The organism is Myxococcota bacterium (assembly GCA_040387835.1).
GTDB lineage: Bacteria > Myxococcota > UBA727 > UBA727 > JABDBI01 > JAZKCZ01.
On sequence record JAZKCZ010000002.1, the window covers coordinates 357,305 to 368,823 of the forward strand.

At 48.6% G+C, this 11,519-nt stretch carries 8 protein-coding genes; 6 read left to right on the plus strand and 2 right to left on the minus strand.

The annotated features are described in order from the left end of the window. The first annotated feature begins 15 nt into the window (after window positions 1–15). The 6 genes from V4534_04415 to V4534_04440 are packed head-to-tail and all read left to right on the plus strand — an operon-like array spanning window position 16 to window position 7,511. Window positions 16–1,341 carry a TolC family protein gene (locus V4534_04415; GenBank protein ID MES2504104.1) on the plus strand — a complete coding sequence of 442 codons (1,326 nt, stop codon included), beginning with the start codon at window positions 16–18 and terminating at the stop codon, window positions 1,339–1,341. Further along, window positions 1,338–2,192: an efflux RND transporter periplasmic adaptor subunit gene (locus V4534_04420; GenBank protein MES2504105.1), complete on the plus strand. Its 855-nt coding sequence runs from the start codon at window positions 1,338–1,340 to the stop codon at window positions 2,190–2,192. The genes V4534_04415 and V4534_04420 overlap by 4 nt, the downstream gene beginning before the upstream one ends. Then, window positions 2,189–5,230, plus strand: coding sequence for an efflux RND transporter permease subunit (locus V4534_04425; protein ID MES2504106.1), 3,042 nt, complete (start codon window positions 2,189–2,191; stop codon window positions 5,228–5,230). The genes V4534_04420 and V4534_04425 overlap by 4 nt, the downstream gene beginning before the upstream one ends. 19 nt (window positions 5,231–5,249) lie before the next feature. After that, on the plus strand, window positions 5,250–5,774 hold the full coding sequence (locus V4534_04430; GenBank protein MES2504107.1) for a hypothetical protein: 525 nt from the start codon (window positions 5,250–5,252) through the stop codon (window positions 5,772–5,774). Between the two features lie 9 nt (window positions 5,775–5,783). Continuing rightward, a complete protein-coding gene (locus tag V4534_04435; GenBank protein ID MES2504108.1) occupies window positions 5,784–6,407 on the plus strand; it encodes a DUF4360 domain-containing protein in 624 nt (207 codons plus the stop codon). 12 nt (window positions 6,408–6,419) lie between these two features. Then, entirely contained in the window at window positions 6,420–7,511 is a 1,092-nt protein-coding gene (locus V4534_04440) for a PAS domain S-box protein (GenBank protein ID MES2504109.1), read from the plus strand. A gap of 6 nt (window positions 7,512–7,517) precedes the next feature. Here V4534_04440 and uvrA read toward each other — a convergent pair whose 3' ends face one another. Together uvrA and V4534_04450 are read right to left on the minus strand one after the other, a co-directional pair. After that, window positions 7,518–10,133 carry an excinuclease ABC subunit UvrA gene (gene uvrA / locus V4534_04445; protein MES2504110.1) on the minus strand — a complete coding sequence of 872 codons (2,616 nt, stop codon included), beginning with the start codon at window positions 10,131–10,133 and terminating at the stop codon, window positions 7,518–7,520. A gap of 14 nt (window positions 10,134–10,147) precedes the next feature. After that, entirely contained in the window at window positions 10,148–11,518 is a 1,371-nt protein-coding gene (locus V4534_04450) for an ATP-binding protein (protein ID MES2504111.1), read from the minus strand. Window position 11,519: the final 1 nt, after the last annotated feature.

Genomic DNA, 11,519 nt, shown 5'->3' on the forward strand with positions numbered 1-11,519 from the left:
GGTTAAGACAGGTCAATGCTGGCTCGTCTTTTCACTGGATTTGCACTTTTCTTATCGCTGGGCGCCTCGGCCACAGAGCTCACTCTGGATGACGCCGTGCAGGCCGCGCTAACGAATTCTCGACAGATTAAAATTGCAGGAATCGGTTCCACCTTGGCGAGAACATCTATTTGGCGTGATGTTGCCATGATGAGCCCCCAGTTGGCCCTTGGGTGGGGTTTAACTCAGTATGATTCCGCTTTTAAGAATGATATCCCCGGGATGGGCTCCATCGTCATCCGGCCCGAACAGCTGTCTGCGGGCTACATTCAAGCGACTCAGCCTTTAACCCCTCTGGTTGGGCTTATCCAAAAGATTCGCGCCGATTACTCGTCCAGTCAAGCTGCCGCTCTGACTCATGAAAAGGCGAGAGTCGATATCGCATTTGCGGCAGCCACCACTTATCGTTTGGTTCAGCAGCTTGCCGCATTTAATCAAATTGCCATTGAGCGCGTTAAGTTGAGCGATAGGCGTGATGAAGAAACCAGCGCCATCTTTGAAGCAGGCAGGCTCAGTGAAACCGACTTGCTGCGTGTGCGAATGCGTTCAGGCGAAGCCAAAGTCGCGGCGGCCAATTTAAAAGCCCAATATGAATCCACGCTGGCGCAACTTCAAAACCTGCTTGGCATGGATCTTGAAGATTCAATCGAAATGCCACCCATCCCAGGTATGTCGCAAGACAATGCAACTTTTGTTGTTCCCAAGCTGCCTGAGCTTGATGGCAGCCAAACAACGGAACCGTCAAACTTGCAGCGTCTGGATATTCGGATTGCCCGATATCAACAAGAAGCAAGCTCTCGAACCAACGTTTTAAGCATGGCATCTTTCCTACCTGTCTTAAATGCGTTTGGGCGTTTTGACAAAAACTTCGCCGATGCCGGCGCATTTGTTCCGCCGCAATATTATAGTTTCGGGCTCACGCTCACTTGGAATGTATGGGACGGCGGGGCACGATTCATTGACATGCGTGCAAGCTCCTTAATGCTGGCGAAAGCGAATCTCGAAATGGTCGAGACCTCTCGTTTAGCCATCATTGACCAACGCAAAAAGGCTCTTGAGTTCCAGGCAGCCAAAGAGGCACTCGCTGTTCAAAAGATAACAATCGAACAAGCAAACCAAGCTTATGAAGGCAACAACGAACGCTTCAAACTTGGCGGCATCACCGTAACCGACCTGCTCCAGTCCGAACTCGAGATGAACAACGCCAAAATGTCCTGGGCTGAAGCACTCATTAACGTCGATATTAAACATATGGCCCTTGAACAAGCAGAAGGCGCCAAGCGTCCAACGAGTATTTTATGAAACATCGCAGCACTTCTTCCTTGATCATTATAATCACACTGGCCCTTGCCGGTTGCTCTGAAAAAAAAGCGGCTTTGCCCGAAAAAGCGCCAGCTATTCCAGCGCAGGTTCAAAAGGAGCCTCTTCAAGCGGCTGAGCAAAAAGACGAAATACGCTTGATGGGCCAAGTATATTCGCCAGGCAAGATGCTTCTGGCATTCCAAACCGCTGGCACCATCAAGTCATTGACTGGCCAGCCAGGCATGTCGTTTAAAAAAGGCCAGGTTTTGGCTGAGCTCGACTCAAAAGATATTGCCTTGAGAGCAGAAGCAGCGAAACTGCGTGCCGAGCAAGCTCAAAACCAAAAGAAGATGGCAGAGCGAGATTTTAAAATCGAGCAAAGCCTTTACGATAAAAAAATCACTTCCAAAGTGCAGTTTGAAAATCTGCGTACGAACTACGACAACGCCGAAATCACTGCCAAGTTGGCTGACGTTGACGCCCGCATGGCTCAAAAGGCGTTAAACGACGCCAAGCTCATCGCACCATTCGATGGTGTCATTGCAAGACAAATGAAGTCTTTGGGCGAGTCATCCATCGGTGGTGAAGGCGGCAGCGCGGTCTATGAAATTTACGAAACTGCTGCATTGGAAATCCGCCTAGAAGCCCCCGAAAGCATGCTGAGTAAAATCGCCATTGGCGCACCGATTGAAATCGAGTTCCCCGCTCTAAAAATCACGCTTCCTGCCAAGGTTACTCGTTTTGTCCCGGTGATTTCCGACAGAACACGAAATTTCACCGTCACAGCAATATTAGATAAACCTGATGCCCGCGTCGTACCAGGCTTCTTCGTCGAAGGCGTTATCCGATGATTTTAAGCGATATATCTATTAAACGACCGGTCTTTGCGACCATCTTAAACGTTTTAATTATTGTCTTCGGTCTGTTTAGCTTACCTGAGCTGCCCATCGAACTGTATCCCAACGTCGATTTTCCGGTGGTATCCGTGCTGGTCACCTGGCCTGGTGCTGCGCCGCAATCAGTAGAAGCACAAATTCTCGAGCCGTTGGAGCGGGCGGTTAACGGAATCTCAGGCCTCGATAAACTTCGCTCAACCGCTTTCCCTAGCGCTGGACTTCTCGTTCTGCAGTTCAAACTGGAGAAAAACTCGGAAGATGCAGCCCAAGATACGCGCGATAAAGTCTTCAGCGCGCTAGGCTCCCTACCAACCGATATCGAAACGCCCATTATTCAGCGCTTTGAAATGGGTAGTACGCCCATCATCAACGTTGCCTTATCAGCTAAAAAAATGCCCCTGGGCGAGCTATCTAAAATCGCCGATGACGTTATCAGGGCACGGCTACAACGTGTAGATGGCGTTGCCAAAGTCGATATCAGCGGGGATCGAAAGCGTGAAATGCACGTTCTAATCGATCGAAACCGCCTCTCCGCCTTAGGCCTATCCGCAAGCGACATTGTTAACTCGCTTAAAGCACAAAACTTGGATGTGCCGGCCGGCAAGATCGAAACAAGCGAAAGCTACTTCCCCTTACGCGTGCTCAAAGAAATCAAAACGCCAAATGATTTAAGCCTTCTTCCCATCATCAGCGCGCAACGCAATTTTGCCAGAATTGGTGACGTCGCCGATGTGCAAGATACCATCGCAGAAGAGCAGACAGCTGCCTTTGAAAACCAAAACCGCACCATCTTGCTATCCGTATTCAAGCAATCTGGCGCCAACACCACAACCATTGCTGACGATTTGCAAAAGACCATCAAGAAGCTTGCAGCCCAACTACCTGGAGACTTAAGCCTGCAGGTGGTCACCGATGATTCTAAATACATCCGAGGCTCCATCGGCGCGGTTAAATTAGACTTATTGGTCGGCGCGATACTAGCAATTTTCATCGTTTACGTATTTTTGAGAGACAAGCGAGCAACTCTGATTAGTGCACTCGCTCTGCCAACCGCTGTAATCGGTACGTTCGCATTTTTGCGATTTATGAATTTTACGCTCAACATGATGTCGACTCTGGCTTTAAGTCTGTCGATCGGGTTGTTGATCGACGATGCCATTGTGGTGATCGAAAACATCTATCGCCATCTCAAAATGGGCAAAGACGCCAAAACAGCTGCCAAAGATGCCACCAGCGAAATCGGTATGGCGGTATTCGCAACGACACTGACCATCTGCGCCGTATTCGTGCCCGTGGCCTTTATGAGCGGTATTGTCGGACGATTCTTCTATCAGTTCGGCTTGACCGTGGCCTTTGCCGTTTTGATATCGCTCTTTGTCGCATTCACGCTCACGCCCATGCTTTCAAGCCGCTTGCTCAAAGCCGAGGGTCACGAGCCTCGTAACGACCGACTCACGCGCTTTTTAGATAAGATAGACGCCAAGTACACCTCGTTGCTCTCTTGGGCACTGCATCATCGCATTAAAACCGTGCTCATGGGGCTGGCAACATTTATCTTCAGCTTACTCCTGTTAAACTTCGTTCCCATGTCTTTCTTTCCCAAAGAAGACAAAAGCCAATTTGGTGTCGATTTCACCTTGGCTGAAAACGTCAATCTGGATGTCACCAAAAGACACGCCTTGGAAATCTCTAAGTTCCTGAAGCAATACCCCGGCGTTAAAAGCGTGGTGAGCCAAATTGGTGCAGGCACAGACAAGAAGCCAAACTCTGCCAAGCTCAGTGTGATTTTGGTTCCCAAAGAAGACCGTACTTACTCTCAGCATGAACTCATGGACCGCGTTCGAGTTGACCTACAGCCATTCTTTAAAGACAAAGCAACGGAGTTTAGCGTGGTTCAACTGGGTGGCAATGGCGGCGCGACGCAAACCATCCAGCTTGTCTTTCTCGGGGATAACCGCGAATTACTGACGCAATTTACAGACAAAGTTGTTGGTTTTTTGAAGAAAGACTTGAAAGGCGCCGTAGACGTCACCAGCACCAAAGCGAAGCCGCAGCAGGAATACAACTTGAACCTCGGGCTCTACCGCGCGGTTGATTTGGGCATGAATCCAGCGTCTATTGCCATGAATGCCAGGACACTGTTTGAGGGTGAGAAAACGGGCCAGTTCGTGGACAATGGCGATCGCTATGATATTCGGGTGAAACTCAAAGCCAGCGACAAGCAAAGTCCATCAGATATTTCTGCGATTAGCATCAATAACCCGCTGGGTGGGCGTGCGAGTCTGTCGTCTGTGGTTTCTTTAGAACAAGGAAGCGCACCGGCCAGTATTGAACGTTTCAATGGGCAGCAACAAATCACCGTGCTTGCCAACTATACCAACTCCGACCTGAACGTTGCCATCGCAAAAATCCAGGACTACGTGGACAAAAATATCCCGGCTGGAGTCACTTTGGTGTTGGAAGGTGAAGCAGATATCATGAAAGAATCGGTCGCATCCATGCTCAAGGCCGTGATGCTTGCTATCCTGCTCATGTATTTTATTTTGTGTGCTCAGTACGAGCGGTACCTGGCACCCTTTGTGATCATGATGGCATTGCCGCTGTCATTCACCGGGGCGTTTGGGGCTTTGCTGATCTTCGGACAGTTTATCTCCGTTTACACCATGATTGGTTTGATTTTGCTGATGGGTATCGTGACCAAAAACGGTATTTTGCTGATCGATTTCACCTTACATCATATGGAAGGTGGTAAATCCGTTAACGAGGCGCTGATGGAAGCGGCGCCAATTCGGTTAAGGCCAATTCTCATGACGACCTTTGCGGCAGGCTTTGGGATGTTACCGGTGGCGATCGGCCATGGTGAAGGTGGCGAAGCGAAGTCGTCCATGGGCATCGCGGTTATTGGCGGCTTGCTGATGTCTACCTTGCTGACGCTATTGGTTGTGCCTTGTTTGTTCAGCCTATTTGAATCCAGGCGGCATAATCAGCATTAAGGCGCTGTTACGATGCTAAATGCCGCATCTATTCTTGTTCGTACTTTTATGGGCAAACTTAGGGCAAGCAGCCCTCGTCAATCAAACGCAGGTTCGCCTGTGCGCCCTTCAGGCTTTTAACCAGACTGACGCTGATTTGAGCGCATGCCTTGCCAATGCGGAGATACGAAGCAAGACGCCTTTATCATGCTACTTGGCGACAGCTGCAGACGAGACATTTCTTGCAGCGCTCTACACTTCTGTCGCGCTCTTATCTGCGTCCATTGCCATACCCGCTCTGGGCATTGGACTATCAGCGTTAGCGAAACGCCATAATTGTTGTCTGGGATGTGCTAACTGCAATGACGCATTAGCGAATGCCGAACCGACAACCATTCCGATAACACCGGGATCGCCGCTTCAGCAGATTATGTCGCTAACGACCACGCGCGTCAGTACCATTGTTTCACTTTCATTTACCTGCATTTCAGCAAGCTGGCTGTTTCCTTTGTGGGAGACGCGAAAAAAAACCGAAGCAACTTGTGCGCATGATCTGGTGAGCTAAACATCTTGAATGAAAATTTCATTCGTCGCTGCATGGTCATTGGTAGCACTCAGTCTCTTAGCTCAAGACGTCAAATTAGGCACGCCAGTCTTCTCAGGTCCTGGATGCCACTTAGACATGGTGTCCTACGCCCACTCGCCCAATGCCAATAGTCTGAGCATGTTGTTTTCGGGTTATACCATTGCTGCAAACCCCTATCGTGGATCAAATCGAACCAGTTGTGAAATTAGCATCCCGTTAACGATAGCCAACAGCACCCTGTTGGCGGTCGACTATAGAGGCTTTCATGATTTGCCTGATTTCGCGATTTCAGGCCGGACCATGACTTACTCCTTTTCAGACGGACAGCAATCTACCAGGTGGAACACATTTAAAGGTGGCGATATTGGAACGGATATCTATACCGACCAATTAGACACATTTTGCATTGGGTTTCGCATTTTAAAAATTGCGCTTGAACACACGCTGTTCAGCAACTCGACAGATCGGGATGCGCAAGTGAGCTTAGATTCGATTGACATAGGTGCCACTTTGAGCCCCGGTCCGAAAGTCCAAGTATGCAACAGCGCTCGGCAGATTCCGCTTGTCATAGCTGGTATTTTAGCAGGAATCGCCTCGTTGGTTGCATTTTGATATAGCTAGCTCATGGAACTTTCTCTGTTAGACTATGAGCAAATATTCAAAGCGCTTCCTCAGCCCATCATGATCATGCGGGCGGATCTAACCATTGTTGCCGCCAGTGATGTCTACCTAAAGACAACGCTTACCAAACGCGAGGAGATCGTTGGGCGCAAAGTTTTCGACGTGTTCCCAGACGATCCCGACGATGTTGACGCGAAGGGGCATCAAGCATTGAAAAACTCTCTTGAGCGCGTGCTACGCGAAAAAGTGCAAGATGTCATGGCAACCATCAAGTATGACATCAAAAACACCTGCGATTCCAACGCTGAGTTTGAAGAAAGGCATTGGCAGCCCGTCAACACACCTGTTTTTGATGAGCATCACGAAGTTCGATTCATTATCAATCAGGTCAAAGATGTCACCGATATCATCAGAGAGCATGCCACCGCCGAACGACTGCGCCAAAAAGGCAAACAGATGGAGGCGCAGATTATCCTCCGAACCCAGGATGTGAAAATCCGAGAAGAGCGATTAAACGTTGTTCTAGATGCGTCCAATATGGGAGTGTGGGAATTTGACCTCGTCAATCAAACAGCCTGGCGCTCGCTCCGATATGACCAGATTTTTGGCTATCAAAGCCTGCAAACGGACTGGGGTTTAGAAATATTCATTGACCATGTGGTTCCCGAAGACAAAGAAATGGTGAGAGAGAAGCTCAGCAACTCCGCCGTAGACAGCTTTCTGGTTGAATGCCGCATTATCCGTGTGGACGATCAAAGCATTCGCTGGATAAGCTCTCAAGGAAGCACGCATCGAAATGAAGCCGGAACCATTGTTCGACTGATGGGTACCATTAACGATGTAACTGAAAGAAAAGCATCAGAAAGCCAACGCGAAATGCTCATCAGTCAGCTGCAGGATGCTTTGGCGCATGTGAAAAAGCTCAGTGGCCTTTTGCCAATCTGCGCGTCCTGCAAAATGGTGCGCGATGACGGTGGGTATTGGAATCAGATAGAAGTTTACATCGGTAGCCATTCGGAAGCGGAGTTTTCGCATAGCCTTTGCCCAGGATGTGCTGAAAAGCTGTACCCGGGGATAGTGAAAATAGCGAAGTAGTGTGAACTAACGCTTCTTCCGCTTTGGCTGGCGATCCAAAATCGCCTTGCGGCCCCTGATTTGGTCAATGGTTTTAATCGGCGCCCTCGAAACCGTCTCGCGTTCATCAAGTGTTCGTTGCTCGCGCTCGAATATTTGCTTCAAGAACCTACCAGTATGACTTATTTTATTTCTGGCTACTGTCTCAGGCGAGCCTTCCGCAATCATCACGCCACCACGGTCCCCGCCTTCAGGACCCATATCGAAAATCCAGTCAGCTACCTTAATCACATCTAAGTTATGCTCAATGATTAAAACGGTGTTCCCTTGGTCGCATAAGTAGTTAAGCACTTCCAATAGATGCTTCACATCATGAAAATGCAAACCCGTGGTGGGCTCATCCAAAATATAAAGCGTTTTGCCGGTCGAACGCCTTGCTAACTCTTTGCTCAATTTAATACGCTGTGCTTCACCGCCTGAAAGCGTCGTCGCTTGCTGGCCAAGGTGGATGTAGCCCAACCCAACTTTGCGCAATGTATCTAACTTTCTGGCAATGGCTGGAATGGCTGCGAAGAATTCAAACGCATCATCCACCGTCAAATCCAGCACTTCGGAAATGTTTTTGCCTTTGTAAGCCACCATCAAAGTTTCAGTGTTGAAACGCTTACCCTTGCAAACATCGCAGGTCACGTACACATCAGGCAGAAAGTTCATTTCAATCTTGATAACGCCAGCACCAGCGCAAATTTCGCAGCGGCCGCCTTTGACGTTGAAAGAAAAGCGCCCGCCTTCGTAGTTGCGCATCTTCGCTTCGGGCAAACTGGCAAACAGTTGTCTGATGTCATCGAACACGCCGGTATAGGTCACCGGGTTACTACGCGGTGTTCGCCCAATTGGGGATTGGTCAATATCAATCAGTTTATCGACATTTTCGAATCCTTTGATGGCTTTGTAAGGCAGCGCAGGATCTTTGGTGCCGAAGAACGCTTTGTTTAAGACTTTGCGCAAAGTATCTACAATTAAACTGCTCTTGCCGGAGCCTGAAACACCTGTCACGCAGGTGAGCATCCCAAGAGGCAGTTTCAGATGAACGTTTTTGAGATTGTTACCTGTAGCGCCGCTTAATTCGATAAACTTACCGTTGCCCATGCGTCTTTTCGCAGGGATTTCTATTTTCAACTTGCGTGACAAATATTGGCCGGTGAGAGATTTTTTATCTTTTAAGATATCTTGTGGGGTCCCTTCAGAAACAACTTCACCTCCCAAGCGGCCAGCGCCTGGACCCATATCCAGCACGTGATCGGCTTCCATGATGGTCTCTTCATCGTGCTCAACCACCAACACGGAGTTACCTAAATCGCGAAGGCGTTTCAGCGTTTTGAGCAATCGCTCATTGTCCCGCTGATGTAGGCCAATGCTCGGCTCATCCAGCACATATAAAACGCCGACTAAAGCGGAGCCTATTTGAGTGGCCAGTCGAATACGCTGGGCCTCACCACCTGACAAACTGCCGGCGGCGCGGTTTAACGTCAGATACTCCAAGCCAACTTCTAATAGAAAATCGAGCCTAGATAAAATTTCTTTGAGAACGGGCTTTGCGATAAACGAATCTCGCTCGCCTAAGGTAATAGCTTTCAAAAAATCAAAAGCTTGCTGAATGGATTTTTCTGTTAAATCAGCAATCGACAAATTGCCAACCAGCACAAACAAGGACTCTGTGCGCAGGCGTTTGCCTTGGCATGAAGGACATATCTCGCCGACAGCCTCTTCATCTTCTTCCTCACGCTCATATAGCATCCCCAAGCCCGCGCACACGGGACAGGCACCTTGTGGCGCATTGAATGAGAACAGGCGAGGTTCAATCTCAGGATAAGAAATACCGCAATCGGTGCAAGCTGAATGTTCGCTAAGCAATCGCTCTTGATTGCCAAGGAGAATCACCACCAAACCCTTGGATTTTTTAAGCGACAGCTCGATGCTTTCGGCGATTCTTGGGCGGTTTTCCGGCGAAATGGTCAGCCTATCCACCACCACTTCAATGGTATGCTTGACTCTCGGATTCAAGCGGATGTCTTCGTCTAAGAGCTTCACTTCGCCATCGATACGCACCCGTACGAAGCCGGCTTTTCGCAATTCTTCCAGCTCCTTACGGTACTCGCCTTTGCGTGCCCGAACAATTGGTGCCAGCACCTGAATTTTGGTGCCCGCTGGCTCTTCAAATAGTTCGTCAACCATTTGGGTGCTGCTGCGCCCTTGAATGGGTTTGCCGCATTGATAGCAATGGGGCTTACCGATTCGGGCATAGAGAAGTCTTAGGTAGTCATAAATTTCAGTGACCGTTGCGACGGTTGAGCGGGGATTCTTACTCGTTGTCTTTTGCTCGATACTGATGGCGGGCGATAAACCTTCGATTTGATCGACATCAGGTTTGTCCTGCATCTCCAAAAACTGCCTGGCGTAACTCGACAGTGATTCCACATAACGCCGTTGGCCTTCGGCATAAATTGTATCAAAGGCCAACGAGCTTTTTCCGGATCCAGACAGACCGGTCAATACCACCAGCTGATCCCTAGGTATATCAACATTAATATTCTTTAAATTATGTACTCTCGCACCTTTTACGCGAATCCATTTTGAGCTCATGAGTATACTCTACCTTATGTATTCAAAGTTTCCCTAACTTTTTGCAAGAGGCCTCGGGCAGAGAACGGCTTTTGCAGAAAAGCAACTTCGGAAGACTGGACACCATGCTTCAAAACAGCATCGTCTGTATATCCAGACATAAATAATACTTTCAAATTGTGCCATTGTTTATGCATCGTATCTGCCAACTCGGCGCCACCAATTTCTGGCATCACCACATCAGTCAGCAATAGGTCCACTGGCCTATCAAGTGTTAATTCCATCGCTAATTTGGCTGAACTCGCAGGCAGAATATTGTATCCATGTGACCGCAGCGTTTTGGAAACTATATCCAGCAAATCTGCTTCATCTTCCACGACCAAAATGGTTTCTTTACCGCGCAGATCATCTAATTTGCCGCTTTCGGCTTCGGCTGTTACTGCCTCATCCGTTTTGGGCAAAAACACTCTAAAGGTGCTACCCTTACCGGGCACGCTATCGACGAAAATGCCTCCGTGGCTTTGTTCGATAATCCCAAGAACCGTGGCAAGACCCAATCCCGTCCCTTTGCCTTTTTCTTTGGTGCTGAAGAATGGCTCGAAGATTCGCGCTTTCACGTCTTCAGTCATGCCGCTGCCCGTATCGGTAACTTCAATAAAAATGCCTGTGCTAGGACTGCACTTATTGGCGCCAAGATGTTTGAGCGCGGAATGCTCATCTAAAATGCCGTTGAAAACTTCGATATGAATCTTTCCACGCAGTTCCATGGCATCTCTGGCGTTCACAACCAGATTCATAATAACTTGTTCAAGTTGCCCGGGATCCGCTTTGATAGCGTAAAGATCGGCAGGCACATCGAATGTCAGCTCAATGGTTTCGCCGATCAGCCTGGTCAACAGCCCTTTCATACCTTCAATCACTTGGCTGATTTCGATCACTTTTGGTTGCAAAACTTGCTGACGACTAAAAGTTAGTAGCTGCCTGGTTAAATCGCTGCCACGTTTTGCCGCATGCAAAATTGCCTGAATATTTTTATGTAATGGATCATCAGGATTCAAAACATCACAGCTGAGATCGGCATAACAAACGATGACCGCCAATAAGTTATTGAAATCGTGCGCTACGCCTCCAGCCAAAGAGCCAATGGCTTCCATTTTTTGAGATTGTCTAAGTTGGCCCTCTTTCAAGAGTAAAACTTCAGAATTTTTCTTCAAGTCCTGATACAAAGCCATCATCTCGCCAGATGACTTTTCCAACGAATGTTCCATCAAGCGTCGATCGGTGTCCGATTGGTCCAGAATTTGAGAAATTGATCCCAAAAAGGACTGCCACGACTCGGGAGTCGGCGGCGGAGCCTGCTCATCCAGACCGGACTTTTTAAGATAACGTTTTAAAACACTATTCATA